The sequence below is a fragment of the Brucella sp. genome, assembly GCF_032066345.1.
GTDB classification, from domain to species: Bacteria; Pseudomonadota; Alphaproteobacteria; order Rhizobiales; family Rhizobiaceae; genus Brucella; species Brucella pseudogrignonensis.
Genome location: NZ_DAMBKZ010000016.1, coordinates 64,540 through 87,687 on the forward strand (window position 1 = coordinate 64,540; position 23,148 = coordinate 87,687).

Here is a 23,148-nt window from a genome sequence, read left to right on the forward strand (position 1 = left end):
AATGAAAACAGTTCGGGTGAATATCCGATCACTGGCTAACGCCGGTGCGATTAGACACGAGAAGAGGAATGGCCGTGACGTTGTGATCGTGCCATCTGCAACACTGCCTGACAACGTTGTGATGAACAGCATCATGTATCCGGCAGACGAGATCGAGAAGAGCTTCTCCGGTCTGGAACGCACCCCGGCACCACTCGGCCACCCGACCATTAATGGCAAGTTCGTATCTGCCAGAGACCCGGAAGGGATCAATCTAGGGTGGATCGGCGCATGGAATGAGAATGTGCGTCGCGAGAATGGCCGTGTGTTTCTCGACAAGGTGATCGACGTTGAAACCGCTAACCGCTCAGAAGGCGGTAAACGGGTGCTGGAAGCGATTGAGAAGGGTGGACCTATCCACACATCAACCGGCTTGCTCGCGATGCTGGACGCCGCAAATGGCGACGTTGATTACAAACATATCGCCCGGTCCCTTGAGTTCGATCACGACGCCATCCTGCTGGATGAGCTAGGCGCCGCTACACCTGATCAGGGTGTCGGGATGCTTGTGAATGCCAAGGGTGAGCAGGAAGAGGTCGAGGTTATCAACTCGATCATCGAAGATGCTGACCGGGATATGGATTGGGCGGTTGAACATCTCGCCCGAGCCTTGGAACGACGTGAGAAAGCGTCGGTACTTGAGCGATTTAAGACCGCGATATTGGAGGCCATCGGCATTTCCGAGCGGGAACCATCTGAAAACAGAAAGGAAGAACAGATGACTGTTTCGAAAGAACAGTTCGACGCACTTTCCGCGAAGGTTGATACCCTCTCGGAAGGCTTCTCGAATATCGGAGCAACTATCGGTGATGCGGTCGCTAATGCGGTCAAACCATTGGTGGATGCACAGGCCGCACTGGTTGCCAATCAGCAGGCACAGGAACAGGCAGAAAAGGCCGGTCTGGTTGAGAAGGTGGTTAAAGCCAACCTCCTGACCGAAGCCGTTGCAAACAGCCTGTCACTGGATGCTCTGAAGGAACTCGCCCCAAAGGCAGAGCCTGGCAAGGCCGCTCCGCTCAACAGCCAGTTCAAGCCATCCGCTGATAAGCCTGGCTTCAAGGTTCCGGAAGGAGAATAAACCCATGGCCCGTTACAACAAGATTTTCGCTGGCCCTTTCACTGAGGCCACGCCACAGGTTCAGGAGGGTATTGCAGCCGCTGCAACGCTTCCTGGCCTCGCTGTCGTGTTCAATGGTACGGGCGGCTTTGCCATTGCAGGCGCTTCGACCAATGAAAAGGTTCTGATCGCTCAGGACAACTATCTCACGCTCAAGGGCGTAGATGATGCTTGGCCAGCAGGTGATCGCATGATCGGTATGGAAATGCTCGATGAGCAGTTCTTCAACGTTCGTGTGCCGACTGGTCAGAATATCGCCAAGGGCGCCAAGCTCACCACGAACGCCACAGGGCGCTTTATCGTGGCCGCCGCTGACAGCCGCATCATCGCGATTGCGGAAGAAGCATTCAACAACACCTCTGGCTCTGATCAGCTCGTACGTGTCCGTGCGGCTAAGGGCCATCTGGCAGCAGCGTAAGGGAGCAACATCACATGCGCTATTTTTCCTCTCAGCTCCTCAACACGTCGCGCATTCACGCCGGCTGGTGGGACGAGGTATCGTCAGACCGTGAATGGTTCCACAATGCCGAAGACCAGCTCGCAGCTGTTCGCAATCAGGCCGCTGTTCTTCCCCGTGAAGCGTGGCTCGAACTCGACGGCATCACACGCCGCGTAATGCGCAACGACGAAGGTCAGGTCTATATGGCCGATCTGATGCCGTTGGCTAAGCCGGTGAACATCGGCAAGCTTGTCCACCTCAACCGTGTGTCGTCTGATGCGGGTACGGTCGTGCGCTCGCTCTCTGGTCAGGTTCCTGTACCGCTCGACAAGGTAGTTTATGACTATCGCGGTTCGCCTGTGCCAATCTTCTCGACCGCTTATGGCCGTGAATGGCGTGAGTGGAATACCCTGCAGTCTGAAAACTTCGACGCTCTGTCGGACGATCAGGAAGCACACACCGCGAAAATCCGTCGCGATATGGCGCTCTATGCGCTCGACGGCGATGCTTCGATCACGGTGCAGGGTTATTCGGGTTACGGCATCCGTACTTCGCCATACTCCAAGGCCATCAACCTTGGATCGGCTGCTGGCGGTGCGAATATCGATCTGACCACGGCTGGCAGTGATGACATTGACGATTTCATCACCCAGACACTCGGCGCGATGCTGGATGCCAATCTGATCACCGGCAAGGTCAATCTGTACGTATCGCCGGAAATCGGTCGCAACCTGGACAAGTCTTATTCGGGCTCGACAGGCTTCAAGGGCGGAACACTGCTTTCCTACCTGCTCACGAACCGCCGTATCAATAAGATCGCGGTCACGTATGAACTGACTGGCAACCAGTTCTTCGGCTTCGTGCCTAACGCTGACTATATCCGTCCGCTGATCGGCATGGCTGTGAATACCACAGCAAAGGTTCGTCTCAACCCGACCGACAACTATCAGTTCTTGGTCATGGGCGCGATGGGCCTTGAAATCCGTGCGGACTTCAACGGCAAGTCCGGCGTGTTCTACAGCACTGTTGTCAACTGATGAAGTTGCCCCGCCATCGTGCGGGGCGCTCTCATCCGGAAAGGATCAAATCATGCGTGTGAAAATCACGAAACCCGGCATCTATGGTGTTAAGGGCGAAATTGCTGTTGGCACCGAACTGACGCTCAAGTCTGAGCCGAAGGGCTGGGAAGGCCGCTATGAAGTCATCGAAGGTGATGGCGCTGGCAAGACCGAAATCACCAACCGTGAAGAACTGAAGAAACAGGCTGATGAGCTTGGCATCGAGTATGCCCGGAACGCCAGCAATGAAAAGCTTCAGGAACTGATCGACGCTAAACTGGCGGAATAAGCACATGGCGGGATACGGAACGGACGAACAGTTCACACAATGGCTGCTCGATAATGGCTATGCTCTGCCAGATGGCGCGCCGTCTCCCGCCGTCCTTCGTCAGCGTGGAAGCCAGTATATCGATGCGGTGTATGGGGATCGGTTTATTGGGCGCATAGCCACATTCGATCAGGAACGGTCGTGGCCGCGCATTGGTGCGTCATTGCGGGGTACAGCTATCCCGACCGATGTAGTACCGCAGGCGGTCATCTATGCGTCTTTCATAGCAGCGTATGAGGATGCAACAAATCCCGGAAGCCTAAGTGTCGTCGGGTCCGTCTCGGGCGCGGTAACTCGTGAGAAGGTTGGCGAACTTGAAGTTCAGTATGCAGGTCCGCAGTCCGATGGCGCTGTATCGCTCACACCACTGATTTCAACGGTGGATGGGATGCTGGCACCTTACCTGCGTGATCTGAACGCGTCATGCGTCTTCATCAGATCGGTTGGATGACATGGCAGGCTTCAATTACACGAAATCAGCCCAGACCGCTCTAAGGCTCATTGACAAGTTCGGAGCGGAAGCAACGCTTATCCGTGCGATGCCGGGTCAAGGCGGGACACCTTGGGAACCGGCACCGCCGTTTGAAGCCAAGTATTCAGTCCGGTTTGCGCGCCTGCCTGCATCTTCATCGAAGACAGACAACTTCGGTATTCAGATCGATGAAAACCTCATTATGCAGAAAATGCGCTTCGGCTACATGTCTGTGCAGATGACGCGGATCAGTGATGACGGTCCCGATAGCATCATTCCAGGGCCTACAGACGTTCTTGAGTTCGCCGGGGAGGTATTCACCCTCCTTGGATCGAACACACTCAGTCCGGCAGGTGTGCCGGTCTATCACGCGGTAGCTGGGAAGGTTTAGCCATGGCACGTCGTCCGTCACGATCACTGACCCGCAAGTTTCATGATCTGACGGAAACATACGAGCCAAAGCTTCGCGATGCGTTCCGTCAGGCAATGGATAACGTGACCGATGGCGCCGATTATCAGGCGGTTGTGCGGGCATTGATTGCCAATGATATCGATGCTGCCATGCGAGCGCTGAACATCAGTGCTGCTGCATTTCGTCCGTTCGATGTATCGGTCACGGAAGCATTCGAAGCGGCTGGACGTTCTGCAGTATCGGATATGCCGATCATTAGAGGCCCATCTGGGGCAAAGATCACATTCCGCTTTGATGTTCGTCATCCGGTCGTTGAGCGCCGTCTACAGAGCCAGATAACCGGTCGCATTCAGGGAATGACCTCTGAAATGGAGGGCGTGGCCCGCGGTGTGCTTACTCAAGGGCTGGCAGAGGGCCGCAATCCTCGCCGGACAGCCTCTCGATTGATGGGTGTGATCAACCCAGCCACAGGCAAGCGGGAAGGTGGCTTACTCACTCTCGCAAGCAATCAGGTTGACTGGGTAGATCGAGCCAGAGCGGAACTGGAGAGTGGAGACGCTGCAGCACTACGTCGCTTTCTCACAAGGACGCGAAGGGACAGGCGTTTCGACCGCGCTGTAGAGAAAGCCATAAGCGGGCAGCAATCGCTCTCACAGGAGCAAATCGAGAAGATACTGAACCGATATTCGGACAGGCTGCTACGCTCTCGCGCTGAGATGGTCGCCCGAACCGAAACAACGGAAGCTTTGAACAGCGGGAAGCGGTCTTCATATGCCCAAATGGCTGATGAAACCGGCATGGACCCGAACGAAGCGACTAAGAAATGGATTGCCACACGGGACAACCGTACCCGAGATCAACATGCCGCAATGAATGGCATGGAGATTACAGGCTTGGATACGCCTTTCACCATGCCAGACGGCTCACAGATGATGCACCCATGCGACAGCTCACTTGGGGCGGGCGCAAGTCAGACGGCGGGCTGCCGATGCACGTTCTCGGTTCGGCTTAACTATATGGCGAGGGCAGCATGAGCTTTTCATCTGAACTGCTCGCATGGGTGGAGCGAACCAAGCGCCGACAGCAAGTTGTGTTTCAGACAGCAGTTCATTTCTTAGCCGAAGACATCCTTGAGAGAACGCCGGTTGATACTGGATACCTCAGAGGATCGTTCTCAGCGTCTGTATCTGGCCCGATCAGCGTAGGCGATACCGGTGTTGGGCTTGGCGCTATCGATGCGGCTAAGGCTACCGACACCATTTATCTGGGCTTTGGCGCTGTCTACGCGATGCGCATTGAATACGGCTTCGACGGTGAGGACAGTCTGGGCCGGTATTACTATCAGGATGGAGCTGGAATGGTTCGCCTTGCTTGGCAGAACTGGCCTCAACACGTATCTAAAGCGGCCGCACAGGTTCGTAGTAGTTGGAAAGGCCAGACGGCCAGCGAAAAAGCACAAAAGGCAAACGCAGCATGACAACCCCAGATATTGACGCAAATGTCCTGAGGGCTCTTTACACCCATCTAAGCCAGTGGACGCCGCCGGGTGGACAGACAATCGTCTACCCACTTCAGAAGTTCGAACCGGGGCAGTCGCCTTATATCCGGATCACGTTGCTTCGGAATACGCCAGCGCGGCTGACGATCAACAATGGCGGCATCCATCAGCTTCAAGGCATCCTGCAGGCTAACTTCGTCTATCCAGTGAATGCGAAGACTGTGGCAGAGCCTGTTATGATGGCTCACGCGGGAAGCCTAATCGAATATTTCAAATCCGGCACGACAATCCCTGTCAGTGGGAAGCGGATTGAAATCCCGCGAAGGCCGGAAATCGGAGCTATCTCCATCACGGCTGACAGGGTGCAAGTGCCAGTTTCCATAGGCTGGCGGATTTTTGACTAACAGAAAACGAGGCTAACCATGGCACTCTTTGCAGTTGCAGATAGTAAGATTTTCATTGGTCCGCAGAAGGATGATCAGGCGACTGACTTCGTTCCAGCGGACTTCGCATCAATCGACCCAGAAGACTGGGTTGAAATCGACGGCTGGGAAACCTGCGGTCAGATCGGTGACAATGCCGCTGTTATCACCACGGCGCTCATCAACCGTGGTCGCGACGTGAAGCAGAAGGGAACCAAGAATGCTGGTTCCATGCAGAACAACTTTGCCGTTATCCCCGGCGATGCTGGTCAGACGGCTTTCATCGCTGCCGCAGCAACGAACCAGAACTATGCGTTCAAGATCGAATGGTCTTCAGGCGTGAAGCAAGCATTCGTTGGCCTTGCAATGACCAATCAGCGTCAGGGCGGTCAGGCAAACACTGTTGACCTCAGTCAGATGACCATCGAAGTCAATTCGAACGTCGTCACTCTCCCGTAAAGCCGGGATCAGAAACCAAATCAGCAGCGGGGCTTCGGCTCCGCTTTTCTTTTATGGGAAAGGCTATCATGTTCGATCTATCGGAGATCAAGATCAATCTGGATGCAATGGAATGTGAAATCCGTCATCCAGCGACCGGAGAAGTACTTAAGGGTAAAGATGGCCCGTTTGTCATCCTTCTGCACGGTCAGGACAGCGAGATTTACAAAAAGCATGCTCGCAAGCTTCTCAATGCGCGGATGAACGCTGGCAAGAAGAAGATGCGTGTCGAAGACATCGAGCGTGAAGCACTTGACCAGCTGGTTTCCCTGACTGTTGGTTGGCGTCACCTGATCTGGGCAGGTAAGCCCCTCGAATACACGCCTGACGAAGCCCGCAGGCTCTATTCGAATGGTGAATACAGCTGGCTACGCGAGCAGGTTGAAACCTTCATCGCGGATCGTTCCAATTTTTTGCCGAAATCGCCGGAGAGCTGATCGAATTCGCGGAAGCTGCATTCACAAGGCCGGGCGCCGATATCGAAGACCTGCCTGAACTGCCTTCCGCGTTTCAGTATCTCTGGCGTTGGTATATGGACCTGTCAGACGGAAGACACGCATCAGGCTTCGCAGTATCCCCGATTTCATGGTCAGACATGAAGCACTATTCCGACATGATGGGTCTGTCGATCTATCCTTGGGAATATCGGGTGCTGCGAGACATTGATAAGGCTGTAATCATTGCAGTGCGCGAGAAAGCTGAACGGCAAAAGGCTGGAGAGCCTGAACCGCAGCCGGTCGTTGAAGGCCACGTCATGACCCCGGAGATATTCGGGGCCATGTTTGGGAAGTAATCAGAATTTGTAAGCAATCCCTAATGTTGCAGTCTGCTGCTTAAGGTCGGTATCCCACGTGTTCGTCTCGAATTGACCGAAATCAAAATATCGATACTCGGCTCGTAAAAGGATATGCTCTGTTGCTAACCAGTCGATGCCGCCGCCTATATTCCAGCCCTCGCGTTTCCGTTTAAAGCTGAAAGTGTCCGCCACATAACCGTTATCGAATGACTGGTTTGTTGAATACGAGGCTCGAGAGTACCCGCCTGTCACATAGGGCAGAAAACTCTCGAAGGCGTACCCAGCACGAGCATTAAATGAGATAACGGCACGTGAGCGCTCCGTGGCGACCATTGTCGTACCGTAATAGGCCTTGTCACTCAAAGGATTAAATATCGCGCTTACTTCAGGCCCGAAAATGAACTGTCCATACCGAAAGTTATATCCGGCAAAAGCGCCAACGGCAAAGCCATTAGCCGACGTGCTGGATGTGTCCGTAAGAAGCCATGCCGGCGTCTCAACGTCATTCTTGGTCCACCGCCCGCCGATTTGTGCGCCGATGTAGCCACCCGACCAGTCAACCGTTTGCGCGCCAGCCACGGTTGAACACGCGCCCATAAACAGGGCGCAAATAAGCAAATGCTTCATAGAAATCTCCCCAAGTATGCCCGGGGAGAAATAAGCAAACGGGAAACGAAAAGTCGAGGCTTGCAGCAGATTTAATTTTAACTGAGGCTGAACGTGTATTTGTTGAAGGCTTCAACATCTTTCGGGCCGCCTTTTATGAGGGCTTTTCGACCGTCTTTGAAGCGAACCGCCATAACTCGATCCTTCTTGTTACCACCGCCCAACACGCCCGCAAGAAGGCCGAGAGGGCCAAGTACGATAGCGCCAGCTGCACCCCAGCCGACTTTTCCTAATATGGACGCTTTGTTTTCTTCTGTGACCATGTCGAAATTAGCTATCTCAGAGAGTGGCACCCGTTCATTTCTGAATACGCCCTTCTGAAAAACTACCCCGTTGGGCCCAACTAGAACGTTGATCCCTTCTTTCCAGTCACCTGCGAGCACTTTCATTTCACCCTCCGCACATCACAACGCGGTGGGACGATAGCTCACGTCCACACGAAAGGCAAAGTCATGGATGATCTGGCCGCTCTTGGCATCAAGATCGACGTTGCCCAAATCCGTGAGGCTATATCGCTTCTGGATCAGCTGGCAGAACGCGGCCCCAAGGTTGAGAACGCTGTTGATAAGATCGGAAAGGCTTCCCGCTCTGCTGCAACCGAGATGGGTCTGCTGAAAACCGCCGCAGCCTCTCTGTTCGGAGCGTTCTCTGCGAAGCTCATCGCTGACGTTAGCTCAGAGTTTTCTGATCTGCGCGGGCGGGTGAATGATGCTGCGGGCGCCATCGACAAGGGCGCGGCAGTCATGGATCGTCTCGCAGAGATTGCGAGAATGACTTATTCCGGGCTCGGCCAGACAGCTGAAGGGTACTTGGCGAACGCATCAGCTATGCGCGAGCTTGGCTATTCTACCAGGCAGGTGCTTGATTATACGTCAGCACTGAACAACGCTATGGTGATTTCAGGCGCAAAAGCGGAGCGGGCAACACAAGTTCAGAACGCACTTTCGAAGGCTATGGCTCTCGGAAAACTGAATGGTGAAAACCTCAACACCGTTATTCAGAGTGGAGGCGAGGTTGCAAGCCTTCTTGCAAAGCGCTTTGAGACCACTACTGGCGGGCTTCTAAACCTTGGGAAAAAGGGCAAGATCACCGGCGACATTCTCGCGAATGTTCTGATCAAGAACATGGAACAGCTTGAAAAGCGTTCAGGCGCAATGTCTGCGACGATCAATGACGGTTTTACTCAGATCGGCAACTCGATCATGCTTCTGATCGGCAAGTTCGATGACGCAACCGGAGCTGGCGAAACGCTTGGTAATCTCTTCGTCTGGGTTGCTGATAACATGCAGACGTTTGCCACCGTTGGAGCAACCGCAGCAGCTCTTTACGGCGGATATTACGTCACATCACTTGTCGCCGCTCAGATGGCTACTCTGGGGCTTTCCGGGGCGTTGGCGCTACTTAGGACTGCATTGCTTGCAACCGGCATCGGTGCGCTTGTTGTAGGGCTTGGTCTGGCCGTTGATTGGTTCATCCGCCTCACAGAAAAGGTCGGCGGCTTTAGCAAGGCCATGGGCCTTCTGGGCGATGTTTCGAGAGAAGTATGGGAACGTATTGTTCTCTCTGGTCAGCAAGCCGGTGCGGGCCTTGGTGCGATCTGGGCGCAGATCCAGCAGGGCTTTTTGCAGATGCTCGCGGCAATGACGGAGAAGTGGGCGGACTTTCTCCATAACCTTGCATCGTCAATGACAAATATCCCAGGCATGGGAGGAGCGAGCGATAGCGTTCGTGGGCTGGCGATTGATGCCGGTAGTTCATTCTATGCACTTACAGCCGCAGCGGAAGAGGCTGGCAATCAGGTCACGGCGCTCAAAGGACAGTACAACGAGTTCGGAACGGCAATAAGCGCTCCACTGCAAAGTGTTCAGGCTCTGCGTGATGCAATGAACGCCAACGGGGAAGAAGCCGTAAGCCTTGATGACAAGTTGAAGCGCCTGAACGTCGCATCGAACGATAATGATAAGGCTGCCAAACGTCTTAAAAAGGCTTGGGACGATCTTCTACGCAGTGCAAAAGACCGTGTTGCCCAGATGGAGCTTGAGGCTCAGCTGGTCGGCAAAAACGCGATTGAAGCAGATGTCCTGAGGATGAAGCTTGAGGCCTTACAAGAGGCTGAAAAGAAGGGACTAAAACTTAAGCCCGAACAGATTGCCCAGCTCGATGCCTTGGCAGAAAAGTACGGCGAACTGGCACGGAAGGTTGCTGAATATCAGCTGATGGAAGATGCTGCTTTTGAGCGGCAGCAGATGTTCCGTTCTCCTATTGATCAGCGCATTGCATCGGACCTGAAGCAAGCCGGTATCGAGATGGATAGCGCAGGCGGTCAGGCCTACGCGACTTTCGTTAGAACCACTGAACAGATCGGCATTGCCAAAGATGCTGTTCGGGATTTCGCAGGAACATTTGTATCTGATCTGTTGGCTGGTAAATCGGCCATGGACGCGCTTATCAATGCTCTGGGTAAGTTGGGTGACAAGCTCATTCAAATGGCTCTCGACGAAGCAATTAACGGCCTTTTCAAGAACCTTCTCGGTGTTGTCGGAGGTGGCTTCAGCGGCATGTTCGGCGGCGGTGGTGGGTGGAACTCATCACTTACCAGCCAAGTCAATTCAGGCTCAATCGGTCTATTCGCTGACGGCGGTATCAGCCATAAGCCAGCAATCTTTGGTGAAGCTGGGCCAGAGGCTGCGGTTCCACTGCCTGACGGTCGCACGATCCCCGTCACGCTCTCAGGCAATACCGGCGTATCAGGTGGGTACACCGATCAACGTCAGTACAATTTCACAGGCACAGGCGAGGAGGTCGCAAAGTTCCGGCAAGAAATTGCCCGGATGGATCGGGAAATGGATGCCCGCGCAGTCAGTGCCGTAAGGCAGGCTGAACAAGAAAATTACAAGTTCGGGACGTGATCAGATGGCGGTACTTACACCCCTGGCGGGGCTTCTCGACAATGTAAAAATCGCGGATCAGATGTTTGTTCAGAAGCGCCGTGATCAGTATTCTCGTTCGGCTGGCGGTTCCATCTACGGCGCAAATCTGGGCGGCCCTGTGTGGCAAGCAACCTACACAACCGCTCCGATGCCTCATGATGAAGCCATAAACCTTGAAGTCGGGATAGACGAACTCGACGGGGTCATGCGTCATTTCTATGCGTATGACTTCCGTAGGATCGAACCTATCGCGATGCGTGGTCTGATCTTCCCAGATGGCGGACTGATCACAGGTACAAGTGACGGGCGGTTTATCAGTGCTGCAGGTGTGGCGAGCAATCTGGTCTTAAGACGAGGTGACTACATCGCCTTTGATTATGGTGAGAAGCCATATCGATACCTTGGCCGTGTTGTCACTCCGCAGCGACAAGCTACGGCGGGCGGCGTCATTCAGGACATTGAAGTCAGGCCGTATCTGCCTCCTATCTCTGTGATCGGTTCAACACTGATCTTCAAAAAATCATCGGCTTTGTTCTCACTCGACGGGCCGGATGCTGTCAGCCAGCAATCAACAAACGGTGCTTTCACGGTCTTAACGATTAGCGCTGTGCAGGCGTTCTAAGGGAAAATCTATCGATGTGGCATGTGACGCCGGAGATACAGGCTCTGCTTGAAAGCGGGCGGCTGATCATTCGTGACTACGCTTGGTTTGTCGCTCGCAGCCGGGAAACAGGCGGACCAGTGACAGAAGGCATCTGGTCAGGCGTTGAGAACGTTTCAGCACCGATACTGGACGTCGATACCGGAACAACGATCTATCGTGACTTCTACGGCGTCGGGACATTGGTGAGCATCTCGCCCCTAGCGATGGTCGCCAACCTGACAGCTCAGTCATGTACGATCAAGGCATCGCAGATCCATACGGAAGTCGAGCGAATTGTCCGTGATTACGACCTTCAACAGGCCCGAGTTGAACTGTTCCGAGGTTTGTTTGATCCGGCAACACATCAACTCGCCACCGCTGCCGTTCCGATCTTCGTTGGGTTTGTGGATAAGGTGGAAACCTTAATCCCGAAAGAGGGTGAGGAGGGTGCTGTCTCGATATCCTGCAAATCGCACATGCAGGAAATCACCCGAGCCAGCGCTGAAACACGCTCTGACGCTTACCAGAGGCTTAGAAACGCCAATGACGCATTCTTTGTGGATGCCGACACCGTAAGCGACTGGGAACATTTCTGGGGAAGCGAGCGAGGGAAAGTCGATACCCAGAAGAAGCGAAAGAAGTTCCTCGGGATTTTCTAATGATCCGTACATCTGAGTATGCCGATAAGGCTGCTGTGATCGAGCTTTTGCGAGAAAGCCATACAGCGGCCCGGTTCCCCTTTGCCTTCTGTCCGGATAGTGCATCGGCGCTGTTCGAGTATCACCATAAGCTTAAGAACGCAGTAATTCTGCTCAAAGAAGCCCAAGGGACGCCGGTTGGCATTCTAATGGCTGTTGTTAGCCCGCACCCCTTCGGTGCTGGTCTGTGGGCGCGTGAGACAGTTTGGTTTGTGAGTGAACAAGCCAGAGGCACCGGAGCGATCAAGATGCTTCGGTCTTATGAAGAATGGGCTGCTTCACTGGGCTGTAACGCCGTCTCGATGGCAACCCTCACCAGCAATGACGTTTCACCGATCTATGAACGCCTCGGATACGCGGAGGCCGAAACGCATTTCGTGAAATACCTGAAATAAGGTGGCTTGAATGGCTCTGTTCTCTGCAATCGGCGCTGCGATCTTCGGCGCCGGAACGTTCCTTGCTGCCGCAACCGCTACGCTTCTGAAGCTGGCTGTTGGCGTCACTCTGAACCTTATCGCAGCTTCGCGGGCCGGAAAGCAGTCTCAACCGTCATTCGCAGTGAATGGGCAGCTTCAGGGCGGTGGCGACGTTCCACGATCAATTCCATTCGGCTTTCACGCAACTGCAGGCTCTCTTGTCTGGGCCAATACATGGGGCAAGGATGGCGATACAAAGAACGCCCACCTAACTCAGGTTATTTGCCTTGCTGATCTGCCAATTAAAGGCCTTGCTGGCTTCTGGGTGAACAAACAGAAAGTCACCATTGACTATAGCCGTCCTCACGCCGATGGGAGGGGCTTTCCGGTCACTGAATACAGATCTGATGGCACAGATACGCTCTGGATCAAGTTCTACGACGGGACACAGACCGCGACCGACAGCTTTCTTGCAACGACCGCATCTAATGCGAACCGCAACTATGGCGGCAACCGTGTAGGTTATGGCTGTGCTTATGCAGTTGTAACTGCACTTGTATCGAAGAATATGTTTTCCGGGTTCCCGAGCTTCGTATTCGAGATCGATGGCGCTCGTTGGTATGACGTTTCTCGTGACAGCACAGCAGGCGGCGATGGACCTCAGCGATGGACCGATCCATCAACGTGGGGAGGGGATGGCGACAATCTGCCGGCCGTTCAGCTCTACAATCTGTTCCGAGGCATCCGATACAACGGCGCGTGGCTTTACGGCTTCCAAGGTGTGACAGGCTTTCGTCTTCCCGCTGCTAACTGGGTTCAGCAGATCAATAAATGCCGGGTGATGGACACAAACGGTATTCAGCGGTACCGGTCTGGCGCGGAATGCCCTGTCGAAGCTCAGATGACCTCAGCGATTGAGGCGATGCTGACGGCATGTCAGGGTTCCATTTCTGAGAACGGCGGTTCGTATGAAATATTCTTGGGTGAGCCGGATGATCCAGAGTATGGAATAAACGACGAAGCGATCATCACCACAGAAACCCAGCAGTTTACACCGTTTTTCGGTCTGGCTGACATGGTTACTGGGATGAGCGGCACTTATCCGAGCCCTGGCGATGGTTGGTCAACAAAGACCGCTCCGCCAGTGATCCGACCTGATCTGGATCAGAAGGCGGGCGGGCGCAGATTAATGGCAAATGTGCCTTTCGATTTTGTCCCTTATCCGGAACAGGTTCAGCGGCTGTTGAAGTCTGGCCTATTGGATGGGTTGAGACAGCGCAGGCACACCTTCACCTTGCCTCCGGGGTATCTGTCGAGAAGCAAGCCAGGGAGAACGTTCGTTTGGACATCGCCTCGCAACGGATATGTAAACAAGCTCTTCAAGGTCGATGGCGTTCAAATCCTTGAGAACTGTAATGTTCTAATCGATTGCACCGAATGCGATCCTGACGATTACGACTGGCAGAGCAGTGATTACCGGCCACAGATCGACGGAACACTTGGCCCGATGCGGCCCTTGCCAACGCCGATGTACGATTTTGGTGCTGAACCGTCAGCGATATTTGACGAACAAGGCACTCCAAGAAGGCCAGCTATCCTTCTGAAATGGAAAGGTAACGTCCCTGGAGTTGATTATGTCGAATATCAGCTGGAACTTGCGGCGGATCTGTCTCTAGTCGATAACGGATACTTTCTCAACGTCGCCTTGAACGAAGATAAGATTGCACCGTTCTCGATGCTCCCGGCAACTCCTTATCGGGTTCGTGCGCGGTATGGATCATATGAAGGTAGCGTCCCGTTCCAATGGTCAGAATGGTTCGCTGTCCTCACGCCTGACATTCGGATAGGCGGGAAAGACCTTTACCCGTTCAACGTCGGGGACTTCAACGAAAGCCTTCAGCAAATCTGGAGAGAAGAAGCCGAGAACTCACGTTATATCCGTGATGAGGTCACAAGGGTCTCGACAATCCTTGCCGACAGCATGGCGGATACGTCTGTTCAGATGCAGGGCATCAGAGAAGCTGTTTCGGTTCAGTTTGGCGAGAGCAGAGCCGATTATCAGAGACTGGTTCTGGTTGAAGCCTCTGAACGTAAAGCGCAGGTGACTTCGATTGAGCAACTTACCGCGCAGTTGGCGAATAATGTTGCAGATGTCACAACACTTGCACAGGCTACGGCAACTGATGTTTCGGCTCTCTCGCAGTCTGTTACTCAGGTTTCGGCGAGAGTTAACGGTGTGTCGGCTGACGGTTACTTCCGAGTGTTCACTGAAGCAAACCAAGGCGGATCACTGGCGCGTATTGCCTTGTCGGTTTCAGCGACTGCCGGCGGCGATCCGGTACAAGCTGCAATCTTCATTGAAGCGATTGGCGGAGGTAAGTCTCGGGTTATTGTTGATGCCAACGAGTTCTACGTGTCGAGTGCTGGCAACAGAAATACGCCACTCGCCTATATCAACGGCGAACTGACCCTTGCGGTTATCAATGTCGGGACGGCCTATTTCGACGTGCTTCAAGCGCGAAACGGAGCCTTGGTGCTGCGAGGTTATGGCAATTTCGCAGACATTCGCCTCTTCACATTGAACTCTTAGGGTTATTCGATGAGCCATCTTGCAATTGGTCATAAGCCGGGCTTCGGCCCGGTGGTTGCCGTGGTTCGTGACGACAGTGCTGAATGGACCACGATACCCGCGACAGATTACTCACGGTTCTTCCTGACGACGGAAGGCCAGAACCTGTCGTATATGTTCGGAAAGTTTCATTTTACGAACGGCTTCACTGAAAGCATCTATCCAGCGGGGTCCGATGTCTTTCAAGGTGCCGCGTATGTCGTCACAGGTGGCAGCGCATCAACTGCAACTCGTGGCCTTACCGTCATGAAGAATACGGGCGGTACGGCTACATACTGGGGCTATTGCGAGATTTTTCCACGATTTGCGGAACTCGGCGGTATCATCCCAGTGTTTGAAGTGAAGCTGATCGATAGTAACGACCGGGTTAAGCTTTTCGACTTCAATGGAGCACAGGGCAATCAGCAACTGTTCTCAATCGGAACGCTTTACAATTCGGTCATTGCGAATGTTTCACCATCGAGCGAACAGGTTGTTTCGATTGGTAACAATTACAACAAGCTCCATACCGCCTTCGCTTATTCGGGATGGTGTGGACGTGGAACGAATTATACCGGCCCTCAGCAGGCATATATCCAGAACATCGGAGGGAACACGTATCGCTTGTTATCCTGCCAGTGGGATTTGCCAGCCAACAACGTTGCACTGCCTTTCCCAAATGCCTCACCGACGCCGGGGCAAGAGGTTGTAAGGATATCAGGATCAGAGGTTAAAGTTGCGCGACGAGGCTTGACCGTCGATACCACGAACCCGCGTGGGTTGATGATCAACTCGAATAAGGCGCCCATGATGTGCATCATGATGGATGAAACGCCGATTATTCCGGCGGGTGGCACTCTTTACCGCCCGAACCGGTCACTGGTCAGCCTTCATCCGACGATGTTTCTAGACGCTATCCTCCGCTATGATGGGCGTCAGTATTCAATCCCTCCTGTTGATCCTGATGTCAGCAGATCGGGGCGTGAGTGTCGCTTCTTCTATAAGATCGATCCGAACGGGATCACCTTTTACAATGAGGGTGATTACGCTGTCGGCTGCAAATACATGATTTATGCGACCAGCACTGAAGGGGATACGTCAGGCGGCAATCAGGTACTGCGCCGTGTCTTCAATGACGTTCAGATTAAAAGACCCGGTTCAAACGATGCCAGCCCGAGCAGCAATGAGATACTGCTCGATACGCGGTTCCCATCTGTCAGGGTCCTAAGCGAAGGCTGGATACCTATTGGCAACTTCTCAACTGGGAACAGTCAGGACGCATTGTTCGGTACACATGCGGCAATTGTGAATTTCCCGAACCCTTCGGGAATGTTCATCTTCCCCAAGGTTATCGGGAATTGGCCCGATCTGATGGCTCAAGGCTACTACCGCTCATTGAGGCCGGGAAATGTCGTGTCTTGGCGAACATCGAATTACTGTATGACAACCGTTGTTGAGCCTACACGCATGATAATCCACCTATCTCCGGGTGCTCCTACTGACGTTCTAGCGAATACAGGCTGGCAGTACACGATGCCAGATCCAATCGGCGTCAGATACTACGTCTTCGGCGCTACACAGATCTAATCAATCAGGAAAATCAAGATGACTGAAACGACGGATACCCAACCGGCGCAGCCTCAGCGCGTTCAAGTCGATCCGCTGGCCATGCTCAATGAGGCTCGGGCTCTCAATGACTTCCTGACAAATAGGTCAATTCAGCATGTGAACGAAATACTCATCCTCACTCGTGAGAAAGAGGCGCTCGTTAAGCAGTTGGAAGATCAAGGCAAAGAGTTCGCGCTGGAGAAAACCCGGCTTGAACAAGAGCGCGACCAAATGGTGCAGCGTCTGGAAGCCGCGAACGACAAAATCATCGAAATTCAAAGCGTACAGACTGTAAACTTGAGCGCTAAAACTAAGGTGAAGGCCAATGGCTGATAACTTCGATAAGTTCCGACCTGATTGGACTGTTGGAACACTGACGTTAACAGAAGGTTCGACTTCCTTCACAGCTACGGATGCTGAACTTGTGCTTGCAGCAGTTCGTGAAGGTGATGTCATTATCACTCCAACCGGCCTTTTCCTGCCAATAGAGACGCTCGCAGACGACGGACTAACCGGCACACTTGCTAATCCAGCTCCAGCCTCTGAAACTTTCGACACTCGGATTAGATATCAGTCCGATAACTCTCGATTTACAGGAGCAATCCTTGCTCTGACGCGCCAACTAACAGGCGGAAATCTGCAATCATTCGGAAATATTGAAGGATTACAAGATTTGATGCCGATTTTTGTTGGCCCTGGTTCACTGGGGCTTGTCAACAAATCCGAGGTAGGCATCCAAGACCCGAACGGCCTCCTTTCAGACGTTGCGACCTCCGAGGCATCAGCACCTTATGTTCTCGGATATGACGCAACGGGAAAACTGACGCCTATTTTCGCCCGCCAAAGGTTCGCATCCAATACAACTGTTTATGTCTCACCGAGTGGGAATGACACGACAGGCACAGGTGCATCCGGCGCTCCATTCAAGACAATCGCGAAGGCAATAAGCTACGTTTACACGAGCGTGGATTTGAATGGGTCGAATGTCACTATCCAGCTCGCAGACGGCACCTACCCAGAGAACATCACTATCAATGGAACGCCTGTAGGCTCTGGGAAAAGCGCCAGCACATATCCGATCACGATTAACGGAAACCTGACCACACCTGCCAATGTGAAAATTGGGGCTGGGACTGGCACAACGTTGCAGGCGTTGAATGGCGGTGTTGTGGCAATCGGCGGCGTTCGATATGTGGCGAGTGGCTACGCGAACAACTCCAACGGAACAGGTTCGCGCATCTACGTCATAGGTGCTGTGGAGCTTGAAACCCAAACCGGCGATCATTTCGCCACTGGCGGGTTTGGCGCTATCTACCTTTTTGCCGATTATAAAATCCTCGGCGGCGCAATGAACCACATTCATGCAAGTGAAGGCGGTGGCATTTATTATGGTGGAACCCGTGTTGTAACGCTGACCGGGACGCCTAACTTTACGGGCCAGTTTGCAGGCTGTGCGTTCGGTTCGTTGTTTGTTATGAACACGACATTCACCGGATCAGCAACTGGTCGCCGGTTTCTATGCCACTATAACGGCCAGATAAGAACCGAAACAAACAATCGCTTTCTGTTTCCGGGTGATGTTGCTGGTATTGTTCAGTCAGGCGGTATGTATGATTACCCTCCATACGCCTATCTTGGGACAACAACTGCGACAAGCCTATCCAACGGCGTTGCGGCATTTGTTAACTGGAACTCTGTTGCGGCTAATCAAAATGACATGTGGAATACCAGTGGATGGTTCCAGCCACTAGGCGGAGCGTTTAGTTTACATGTAAATATTGCGTTTCAAAATATAACAGTAGGAACGTATATATACATCATAATCAGAAAAAACTCGACTGATTATAAATTCGTTTCAAAGGTCGCCAGCGGGACGCAGGAAACGCTGTCAATAAATCTTCCACATGAAACGAGTAATGGATCTGACGTTTACCAAGTTTTTGTTAGAAACGACGGAAGCGGCGCAAATATTCTTACTAACAGCGGGTTCACTTGGGCATCTGCACGACAATTGTAAGCTTCCATAGCTCAACGTCTGGTGAAGCGATCTGACCGACAGCACCGCCCTTGAGGCGGTTTTTTCATGCCGAAAGGAAATCACCTTGAATATGCACCTTGGCGATACCCGCCTCTTGATTGAGGCTGGTCGTGAGCGCGGACTATTGCGCAATCAAATGGCGTATGTGCTGGCGACGGCATATCACGAGACTGCGCACACGATGAAGCCGGTTCGGGAAATGGGCGGGGAAAAGTATCTTCGATCAAAGAAATACTACCCGCATGTCGGCATGGGCTATGTGCAGATCACATGGGATTATAATTATGCGAAGGCCAGCCGCGAACTCGGTGTTGATTTCGTCAGCAATCCCAAACTGCTTCTTGAGCCCAAATATGCGGCACCAATCATCATTGCAGGTATGGTCGAGGGTTGGTTCACTGGCAAGAAGTTGTCGGATTACATCACCCTGCAGAAGTCCGATTTCAAGAACGCTCGCCGGATCGTCAATGGCACGGACAAGGCGGAATTGATCGCTGGGTATGCCAAGGAATACGACAAGGCGTTGCTCGCTGAAGGCTATGGCGTTGACCAGGTAGTCACTGCTCCGGCTGCCGAGGTAGTCCCTGAGCCTGTCGTTGAAAAGCCTATCTCCAAATCATCGCGGTTCTGGTCATGGATCGGCAGCGGCGGGGCAGGTGCGGCAATCCCGTTTGTCGATTGGCGCGTCCAGATGGTGCTCGTCGTGTTCGTTCTCGCACTCACCGCATATGCAATCTTCACCATGCCTCAGGCCAAGGCCAAGCTTGAAAAGCTGGTGGACGCGTTATGAACGTCATATGGGCCTTAATCCCGAAGTGGATGAAATACTTGTTGGCTGCCTTCGTGGCGGCTTTTTTGTTGCTAGCTTCGGGATACGTGGCTGGGAAACGTGATGGCCGGTCCAGCATCGAAGCCAAAATCGAAAGACAGAACAATGAAGCGACTGATAAAGCCCTTGGCGCTGTGCTCGATTATGATCAGTGCGTCGATGCTGGCGGGGTGTGGACATTCAGGACCGGCAAATGTGAGCGGCGTCCGTAGTATTCTCGGTACAGACCTGCTCGGAGCTCGTGGCGCAACAGATGCGGATCAGCGGAAAATCGACCGGACAATTGTTCGCGGCTGTGCAGGAGGCGTCTGGTCAAAAGATGAATGCTCAAAGCATGACGAGAAGTGAAGGGGCAGCCGGTGACAACTGAAGCGGGACAGGACCGAGCCATTGGCCGCGTTGAGGGTAAGCTCGACCAGATCATCAAAGATATGGACCGTGCGCGGGATGATCGGAAACAGCAGTACGAGAAACAGGAAAAGACCGATCGAACCTTAGACGAGGTGATGCGCAAGCTTCAGAGTGTCGACAATCGGCTTGAAAAGGTCGAGGAGCCGGTAGCAGATTTCAACCGCTGGAGGGAGCGTGGCGTTGGCGCAATCATGCTCGTTTCATTCGTCGCGGCATCACTCGGTGGTTTGCTGGTGACGTTCGGTAAAAAGATTTGGGCGGCAATCGTCGGATAGATCGATTTTGCAAACATTTGCAAAGCATATGAAAAACCCCGCCGAAGCGGGGTCAAAGGTCATCCGTACTTGCGTAGCCGTACAGTATGATCTGAATACATTTCTGCCTTGTGAGCCTGCTCTTGGGTAGGACGAGCGAATACGCCTCGCACAACCGGATTATCCATCCATTTAGACATGCGCTCGTCATTACGCTTTGCAGCGTTCTTCATGAGTTCAATCTGGATATCGCGATTTATAGGTGCTTCACTCATAACTCTTACCTCCGACGGCTACTGGACTACAGGCGTTCCATCATCCAGATTTGTAAACCGTGCCATGGGTCCCCGCGACCCGAACGATAATCATACTTACTGAAAACTAAGGCGATACGATGATATTTCAATAGCGCTTTTTCAGGCAAGTCTGGTTCTCGCGTCACCATGCTTACTACAGTTGGCTTCACAGCGTCAATCAGTCCAGCTGTACAGGTGCAAATTATGTTCATCACTATTTCACGAGCATGACCATCGAGAAAACGTGTCTGTAATCCGTCTGTATAATCAATGAACTCACCGTCAGAGAGGTGCTCTAACACATGGAACACTATTTCATAGTGCCCCAAATCCCCACTGCCAGGCTGTGGCGATAACGCAACTACAACGCTAAATACGCTATCAGTTTCATCGCAGAAGCCAATTGCACAACGATGTATATGTTCCCCGTTGCCCTTTAACACCTCAATCTCGATTGAGTCTTCACCGTTGATTGTCAATACAAATGCCAACACAACCCCGCAGCTGCTTCCGCCATTGCAGGTTGATATATCGAAGCTAAATCAGTTAATCAAATATGAATTCAATCATAGCAACCGAGTTCCAAAGAGAGCGCATCACTCGTCCGGGTCCGTTCCCCGTTCGCCGGTGTGAATAGCGATAGCGGCTTCAACAACAGCTTTGGCCGCTTCCAGCCTATCCCATCCTGCCGCTTCGGCTTCGTCTATAGCTTCGACCAGTTTACCGGCTACGGCTTCCTGACAGTCTAGCCCACGATCTGGGTAATTTCCTTCGCGCTTTGGTCCGTTCATAGCATCCTCCTTTTTGAAAGGAGGTAGGGCGGTTGACATGTTCGTCTATATCGCCCAAAAAAAGCTGCAGAACGGATTAAGAACACCCGTGGCGTTTCTCGTGGCGTTTTTGGTTCTGACGCTCGCCACGGTCTGCATCTGTGTGCTTTTCGTTCTTTTTTCATATTTTAAGGGCTTGCGGTTTAAGCCTTTATATTCTACGGCTTTTTCATGGTCCGGAGCGTAGCGCAGCCCGGTAGCGCACTTGACTGGGGGTCAAGGGGTCGTGGGTTCGAATCCCGCCGCTCCGACCATTAAATCAAGCCTAACAATAGAAGTTTTTATGGTGCTTTTGCTGACGCTTTTCACAAGCTTCGGCTGAGGATTTCCATCATTTTTGAAAATTGTTTTGTAGCCGAAGTGAAGCGCTCAGTGCCGTCTGCAGTCTGCACAAGCACAAAAAAGCCCCTGTATAGAACAGGGGCAATTTTGTTAACCTAATGCAATTTTGGATAAGAATACGTACGGGGGTAATACGATAAACTGATCCATAATGAAGTTAGTAAAAGAAGTTACGAAAATCTATTTCCACGTTAAATGAAAAAATGCCTGGTAATAGTATATCTTGATTAGATCGCAATTTTAGTTATTGAACAACCGCACTTGTTCGCTCACAATTATGAAGTGGGATTGTCTTATATGATGCAAGTTTGGTTGATTGATATTTTCCAAACGAAAAGAAATTTTACCATTTGGTTTAAAATATTTATTTGTATAATGCGGCGCTTCACGAATGTTATATTTAAGAGGAATCGTTCTTTCATTGCTGAAATTATTGCTGTTATCTGATCTCAAGCGGTATTTATTCGTCTTTTTCAGGTTGATGCTTGATGTGCGAGGCATGTAGTGATGAGTTTGATCATTGATTTCGTCAAATACGTTTCAATCGTCGTGATTGGTCTTTTGCCTATTATGAATCCCTTGACGACAATTCCCTTATATATGTCGCTGACCAAGCGCATGAGTGCTGAAAACAAACGTGTTCAGGCGCGAAAAGCATGTATTTATGCATTTTCGATTCTCACAGCATTTCTATTGCTCGGAAACGGGATCATCTCGCTTTTCAGCATATCCATGCCAGGTATTCGCGTCGCTGGCGGGCTGATCATCATGATCTTGGCGTTGCGGATGATTTTCTCAGGGGAGGATTCGTCATCAGAAGTAGATGCAGAGCCCGCCGATATCAAAAAAGCTGATCTGGATTATTCTTTCTCACCACTCGCAATGCCGAGCCTTGCTGGGCCGGGCTCTATTGCGGTTATTATGAGCTTTGGATCGCAGATTCCGTTTGAGCACACAATCATCGGCCATGGGATTGTCATTGTTGGTATCGCCATCACGATCTGCGTTGCTTATCTCGCACTCTCGTCTGCCTCACTGATTGAAAAGGTGCTCGGGGAACACGGTATGCAGGCTGTGACAAAGATCATGGGCTTTCTGCTGACCTGTGTGGCCGTGCAGTTTCTGGCGTCCGGTATCCGCGATTTCTACATCGAGTTCAGCAAAATCAGCTGATCCAATCAGGATCGTGGGACGAAGAGGATGATGCAGGTACCGACAAAGGCCGTTGCGGCACCAATGATATCCCAACGGTCTGGACGCATTCCTTCTGCAGCCCAAATCCAAACAATCGAAGCGATGATGTAAATACCGCCATAAGCGGCGTAAGCACGGCCAGCAGCGTCACTTTCAATCAGTGTAAGCAGGTAAGCAAAGAGCCCAAGGCAAACCAGCCCGGGAATGAGCCAGAGCTGCGACTTATCGAGTTTGAGCCACGCCCAGAATGTAAAACAGCCTGCGATTTCAAACAAAGCTGCGGCGACATAGATAAGAAGCTGCAAA

General features: G+C 52.4%; 31 protein-coding genes and 1 tRNA gene. 26 read left to right on the top strand and 6 right to left on the bottom strand.

Features of this window, described 5'->3' with window-relative positions:
• Window position 1 precedes the first annotated feature (1 nt).
• From RT142_RS18145 to RT142_RS18200, 12 genes are all read left to right on the top strand, one after another.
• Window positions 2-1,117: a hypothetical protein gene (locus RT142_RS18145; protein WP_313030469.1), complete on the top strand. Its 1,116-nt coding sequence runs from the start codon at window positions 2-4 to the stop codon at window positions 1,115-1,117.
• A gap of 4 nt (window positions 1,118-1,121) precedes the next feature.
• Window positions 1,122-1,574, top strand: coding sequence for a hypothetical protein (locus RT142_RS18150; RefSeq protein WP_313030472.1), 453 nt, complete (start codon window positions 1,122-1,124; stop codon window positions 1,572-1,574).
• 14 nt (window positions 1,575-1,588) lie between these two features.
• Complete coding sequence (locus tag RT142_RS18155) at window positions 1,589-2,632, top strand: major capsid protein (RefSeq protein WP_313030475.1); 1,044 nt, start codon at window positions 1,589-1,591, stop codon at window positions 2,630-2,632.
• 52 nt (window positions 2,633-2,684) lie between these two features.
• Window positions 2,685-2,942 (top strand): hypothetical protein, encoded by a 258-nt coding sequence (locus RT142_RS18160; protein ID WP_313030477.1) that lies wholly within the window; start codon window positions 2,685-2,687, stop codon window positions 2,940-2,942.
• A 4-nt stretch (window positions 2,943-2,946) separates the two neighbouring features.
• The gene (locus RT142_RS18165; RefSeq protein ID WP_313030478.1) at window positions 2,947-3,432 is read left to right on the top strand and encodes a DnaT-like ssDNA-binding protein; all 486 of its coding nucleotides are present in this window, start codon (window positions 2,947-2,949) and stop codon (window positions 3,430-3,432) included.
• Window position 3,433: 1 nt separating this feature from the next.
• A complete protein-coding gene (locus RT142_RS18170; protein WP_313030480.1) occupies window positions 3,434-3,844 on the top strand; it encodes a hypothetical protein in 411 nt (136 codons plus the stop codon).
• 2 nt (window positions 3,845-3,846) lie between these two features.
• The gene (locus tag RT142_RS18175) at window positions 3,847-4,899 is read left to right on the top strand and encodes a phage minor head protein (protein ID WP_313030482.1); all 1,053 of its coding nucleotides are present in this window, start codon (window positions 3,847-3,849) and stop codon (window positions 4,897-4,899) included.
• A complete protein-coding gene (locus tag RT142_RS18180) occupies window positions 4,896-5,342 on the top strand; it encodes a hypothetical protein (protein WP_313030484.1) in 447 nt (148 codons plus the stop codon). The genes RT142_RS18175 and RT142_RS18180 overlap by 4 nt, the downstream gene beginning before the upstream one ends.
• Window positions 5,339-5,767 carry a phage tail terminator-like protein gene (locus RT142_RS18185; protein ID WP_113486769.1) on the top strand — a complete coding sequence of 143 codons (429 nt, stop codon included), beginning with the start codon at window positions 5,339-5,341 and terminating at the stop codon, window positions 5,765-5,767. Before RT142_RS18180 ends, RT142_RS18185 begins: the two co-directional genes overlap by 4 nt.
• 18 nt (window positions 5,768-5,785) lie before the next feature.
• A complete protein-coding gene (locus tag RT142_RS18190) occupies window positions 5,786-6,244 on the top strand; it encodes a hypothetical protein (protein ID WP_313030485.1) in 459 nt (152 codons plus the stop codon).
• 68 nt (window positions 6,245-6,312) lie between these two features.
• Entirely contained in the window at window positions 6,313-6,720 is a 408-nt protein-coding gene (locus tag RT142_RS18195; RefSeq protein ID WP_171379849.1) for a hypothetical protein, read from the top strand.
• Between the two features lie 95 nt (window positions 6,721-6,815).
• A complete protein-coding gene (locus RT142_RS18200) occupies window positions 6,816-7,076 on the top strand; it encodes a hypothetical protein (RefSeq protein WP_313030488.1) in 261 nt (86 codons plus the stop codon).
• Here the strand turns inward: RT142_RS18200 and RT142_RS18205 are convergent, their stop codons facing one another.
• Complete coding sequence (locus tag RT142_RS18205; RefSeq protein WP_313030490.1) at window positions 7,077-7,706, bottom strand: porin family protein; 630 nt, start codon at window positions 7,704-7,706, stop codon at window positions 7,077-7,079. It abuts the gene before it with no gap.
• Between the two features lie 77 nt (window positions 7,707-7,783).
• A complete protein-coding gene (locus RT142_RS18210; protein WP_313030492.1) occupies window positions 7,784-8,134 on the bottom strand; it encodes a hypothetical protein in 351 nt (116 codons plus the stop codon).
• A 63-nt stretch (window positions 8,135-8,197) separates the two neighbouring features.
• Here RT142_RS18210 and RT142_RS18215 point away from each other — a divergent pair, with 63 nt between their 5' ends.
• The 12 genes from RT142_RS18215 to RT142_RS18270 all read left to right on the top strand — a co-directional run bounded on the left by RT142_RS18215 (window position 8,198) and on the right by RT142_RS18270 (window position 20,201).
• Complete coding sequence (locus RT142_RS18215; protein ID WP_313030495.1) at window positions 8,198-10,654, top strand: tape measure protein; 2,457 nt, start codon at window positions 8,198-8,200, stop codon at window positions 10,652-10,654.
• Between the two features lie 4 nt (window positions 10,655-10,658).
• Window positions 10,659-11,297 carry a hypothetical protein gene (locus RT142_RS18220; protein WP_313030498.1) on the top strand — a complete coding sequence of 213 codons (639 nt, stop codon included), beginning with the start codon at window positions 10,659-10,661 and terminating at the stop codon, window positions 11,295-11,297.
• 14 nt (window positions 11,298-11,311) lie between these two features.
• Window positions 11,312-11,977 carry a hypothetical protein gene (locus tag RT142_RS18225; protein ID WP_313030501.1) on the top strand — a complete coding sequence of 222 codons (666 nt, stop codon included), beginning with the start codon at window positions 11,312-11,314 and terminating at the stop codon, window positions 11,975-11,977.
• On the top strand, window positions 11,977-12,411 hold the full coding sequence (locus RT142_RS18230) for a GNAT family N-acetyltransferase (protein ID WP_313030504.1): 435 nt from the start codon (window positions 11,977-11,979) through the stop codon (window positions 12,409-12,411). Before RT142_RS18225 ends, RT142_RS18230 begins: the two co-directional genes overlap by 1 nt.
• A gap of 10 nt (window positions 12,412-12,421) precedes the next feature.
• The gene (locus tag RT142_RS18235; protein ID WP_313030506.1) at window positions 12,422-15,022 is read left to right on the top strand and encodes a phage tail protein; all 2,601 of its coding nucleotides are present in this window, start codon (window positions 12,422-12,424) and stop codon (window positions 15,020-15,022) included.
• 9 nt (window positions 15,023-15,031) lie between these two features.
• Window positions 15,032-16,627, top strand: a complete 1,596-nt coding sequence (locus tag RT142_RS18240) for a hypothetical protein (RefSeq protein WP_313030508.1) — start codon at window positions 15,032-15,034, stop codon at window positions 16,625-16,627.
• Window positions 16,628-16,645: 18 nt separating this feature from the next.
• The gene (locus RT142_RS18245) at window positions 16,646-16,981 is read left to right on the top strand and encodes a hypothetical protein (protein WP_313030511.1); all 336 of its coding nucleotides are present in this window, start codon (window positions 16,646-16,648) and stop codon (window positions 16,979-16,981) included.
• Window positions 16,974-18,665 (top strand): hypothetical protein, encoded by a 1,692-nt coding sequence (locus RT142_RS18250; protein ID WP_313030514.1) that lies wholly within the window; start codon window positions 16,974-16,976, stop codon window positions 18,663-18,665. The genes RT142_RS18245 and RT142_RS18250 overlap by 8 nt, the downstream gene beginning before the upstream one ends.
• A gap of 91 nt (window positions 18,666-18,756) precedes the next feature.
• Complete coding sequence (locus RT142_RS18255; protein ID WP_313030546.1) at window positions 18,757-19,476, top strand: hypothetical protein; 720 nt, start codon at window positions 18,757-18,759, stop codon at window positions 19,474-19,476.
• The gene (locus RT142_RS18260; protein ID WP_313030516.1) at window positions 19,473-19,727 is read left to right on the top strand and encodes a hypothetical protein; all 255 of its coding nucleotides are present in this window, start codon (window positions 19,473-19,475) and stop codon (window positions 19,725-19,727) included. Before RT142_RS18255 ends, RT142_RS18260 begins: the two co-directional genes overlap by 4 nt.
• The gene (locus RT142_RS18265) at window positions 19,621-19,863 is read left to right on the top strand and encodes a hypothetical protein (RefSeq protein WP_313030548.1); all 243 of its coding nucleotides are present in this window, start codon (window positions 19,621-19,623) and stop codon (window positions 19,861-19,863) included. Before RT142_RS18260 ends, RT142_RS18265 begins: the two co-directional genes overlap by 107 nt.
• Before the next feature lie 11 nt (window positions 19,864-19,874).
• Complete coding sequence (locus tag RT142_RS18270; RefSeq protein WP_134153306.1) at window positions 19,875-20,201, top strand: hypothetical protein; 327 nt, start codon at window positions 19,875-19,877, stop codon at window positions 20,199-20,201.
• Window positions 20,202-20,260: 59 nt separating this feature from the next.
• Here the strand turns inward: RT142_RS18270 and RT142_RS18275 are convergent, their stop codons facing one another.
• From RT142_RS18275 to RT142_RS18285, 3 genes are all read right to left on the bottom strand, one after another.
• Entirely contained in the window at window positions 20,261-20,455 is a 195-nt protein-coding gene (locus RT142_RS18275) for a hypothetical protein (protein ID WP_313030523.1), read from the bottom strand.
• 26 nt (window positions 20,456-20,481) lie between these two features.
• The gene (locus RT142_RS18280; RefSeq protein ID WP_313030525.1) at window positions 20,482-20,967 is read right to left on the bottom strand and encodes a hypothetical protein; all 486 of its coding nucleotides are present in this window, start codon (window positions 20,965-20,967) and stop codon (window positions 20,482-20,484) included.
• A gap of 105 nt (window positions 20,968-21,072) precedes the next feature.
• Window positions 21,073-21,267, bottom strand: a complete 195-nt coding sequence (locus tag RT142_RS18285; RefSeq protein WP_313030527.1) for a hypothetical protein — start codon at window positions 21,265-21,267, stop codon at window positions 21,073-21,075.
• 216 nt (window positions 21,268-21,483) lie between these two features.
• Here RT142_RS18285 and RT142_RS18290 point away from each other — a divergent pair.
• Both RT142_RS18290 and RT142_RS18295 read left to right on the top strand, forming a co-directional pair.
• A tRNA-Pro gene (locus RT142_RS18290) sits at window positions 21,484-21,560 on the top strand.
• Window positions 21,561-22,155: 595 nt separating this feature from the next.
• On the top strand, window positions 22,156-22,821 hold the full coding sequence (locus tag RT142_RS18295) for a MarC family NAAT transporter (protein WP_112804972.1): 666 nt from the start codon (window positions 22,156-22,158) through the stop codon (window positions 22,819-22,821).
• A 5-nt stretch (window positions 22,822-22,826) separates the two neighbouring features.
• On the opposite strand, the gene RT142_RS18300 is transcribed toward RT142_RS18295, so the two are convergent.
• A complete protein-coding gene (locus RT142_RS18300) occupies window positions 22,827-23,147 on the bottom strand; it encodes a YnfA family protein (RefSeq protein ID WP_112804970.1) in 321 nt (106 codons plus the stop codon).
• Between the last annotated feature and the right edge of the window lies 1 nt (window position 23,148).

What these genes read in the sequence shown, in the direction of transcription:
- RT142_RS18145 (WP_313030469.1), top strand. Translation starts at nt 2, where the DNA reads ATGAAAACAGTTCGGGTGAATATCCGATCACTGGCTAACGCCGGTGCG.
- RT142_RS18150 (WP_313030472.1), top strand. Translation starts at nt 1,122, where the DNA reads ATGGCCCGTTACAACAAGATTTTCGCTGGCCCTTTCACTGAGGCCACG.
- RT142_RS18155 (WP_313030475.1), top strand. Translation starts at nt 1,589, where the DNA reads ATGCGCTATTTTTCCTCTCAGCTCCTCAACACGTCGCGCATTCACGCC.
- RT142_RS18160 (WP_313030477.1), top strand. Translation starts at nt 2,685, where the DNA reads ATGCGTGTGAAAATCACGAAACCCGGCATCTATGGTGTTAAGGGCGAA.
- RT142_RS18165 (WP_313030478.1), top strand. Translation starts at nt 2,947, where the DNA reads ATGGCGGGATACGGAACGGACGAACAGTTCACACAATGGCTGCTCGAT.
- RT142_RS18170 (WP_313030480.1), top strand. Translation starts at nt 3,434, where the DNA reads ATGGCAGGCTTCAATTACACGAAATCAGCCCAGACCGCTCTAAGGCTC.
- RT142_RS18175 (WP_313030482.1), top strand. Translation starts at nt 3,847, where the DNA reads ATGGCACGTCGTCCGTCACGATCACTGACCCGCAAGTTTCATGATCTG.
- RT142_RS18180 (WP_313030484.1), top strand. Translation starts at nt 4,896, where the DNA reads ATGAGCTTTTCATCTGAACTGCTCGCATGGGTGGAGCGAACCAAGCGC.
- RT142_RS18185 (WP_113486769.1), top strand. Translation starts at nt 5,339, where the DNA reads ATGACAACCCCAGATATTGACGCAAATGTCCTGAGGGCTCTTTACACC.
- RT142_RS18190 (WP_313030485.1), top strand. Translation starts at nt 5,786, where the DNA reads ATGGCACTCTTTGCAGTTGCAGATAGTAAGATTTTCATTGGTCCGCAG.
- RT142_RS18195 (WP_171379849.1), top strand. Translation starts at nt 6,313, where the DNA reads ATGTTCGATCTATCGGAGATCAAGATCAATCTGGATGCAATGGAATGT.
- RT142_RS18200 (WP_313030488.1), top strand. Translation starts at nt 6,816, where the DNA reads ATGGACCTGTCAGACGGAAGACACGCATCAGGCTTCGCAGTATCCCCG.
- RT142_RS18205 (WP_313030490.1), bottom strand. Translation starts at nt 7,706, where the DNA reads ATGAAGCATTTGCTTATTTGCGCCCTGTTTATGGGCGCGTGTTCAACC.
- RT142_RS18210 (WP_313030492.1), bottom strand. Translation starts at nt 8,134, where the DNA reads ATGAAAGTGCTCGCAGGTGACTGGAAAGAAGGGATCAACGTTCTAGTT.
- RT142_RS18215 (WP_313030495.1), top strand. Translation starts at nt 8,198, where the DNA reads ATGGATGATCTGGCCGCTCTTGGCATCAAGATCGACGTTGCCCAAATC.
- RT142_RS18220 (WP_313030498.1), top strand. Translation starts at nt 10,659, where the DNA reads ATGGCGGTACTTACACCCCTGGCGGGGCTTCTCGACAATGTAAAAATC.
- RT142_RS18225 (WP_313030501.1), top strand. Translation starts at nt 11,312, where the DNA reads ATGTGGCATGTGACGCCGGAGATACAGGCTCTGCTTGAAAGCGGGCGG.
- RT142_RS18230 (WP_313030504.1), top strand. Translation starts at nt 11,977, where the DNA reads ATGATCCGTACATCTGAGTATGCCGATAAGGCTGCTGTGATCGAGCTT.
- RT142_RS18235 (WP_313030506.1), top strand. Translation starts at nt 12,422, where the DNA reads ATGGCTCTGTTCTCTGCAATCGGCGCTGCGATCTTCGGCGCCGGAACG.
- RT142_RS18240 (WP_313030508.1), top strand. Translation starts at nt 15,032, where the DNA reads ATGAGCCATCTTGCAATTGGTCATAAGCCGGGCTTCGGCCCGGTGGTT.
- RT142_RS18245 (WP_313030511.1), top strand. Translation starts at nt 16,646, where the DNA reads ATGACTGAAACGACGGATACCCAACCGGCGCAGCCTCAGCGCGTTCAA.
- RT142_RS18250 (WP_313030514.1), top strand. Translation starts at nt 16,974, where the DNA reads ATGGCTGATAACTTCGATAAGTTCCGACCTGATTGGACTGTTGGAACA.
- RT142_RS18255 (WP_313030546.1), top strand. Translation starts at nt 18,757, where the DNA reads ATGCACCTTGGCGATACCCGCCTCTTGATTGAGGCTGGTCGTGAGCGC.
- RT142_RS18260 (WP_313030516.1), top strand. Translation starts at nt 19,473, where the DNA reads ATGAACGTCATATGGGCCTTAATCCCGAAGTGGATGAAATACTTGTTG.
- RT142_RS18265 (WP_313030548.1), top strand. Translation starts at nt 19,621, where the DNA reads ATGAAGCGACTGATAAAGCCCTTGGCGCTGTGCTCGATTATGATCAGT.
- RT142_RS18275 (WP_313030523.1), bottom strand. Translation starts at nt 20,455, where the DNA reads ATGAGTGAAGCACCTATAAATCGCGATATCCAGATTGAACTCATGAAG.
- RT142_RS18285 (WP_313030527.1), bottom strand. Translation starts at nt 21,267, where the DNA reads ATGAACGGACCAAAGCGCGAAGGAAATTACCCAGATCGTGGGCTAGAC.
- RT142_RS18295 (WP_112804972.1), top strand. Translation starts at nt 22,156, where the DNA reads ATGAGTTTGATCATTGATTTCGTCAAATACGTTTCAATCGTCGTGATT.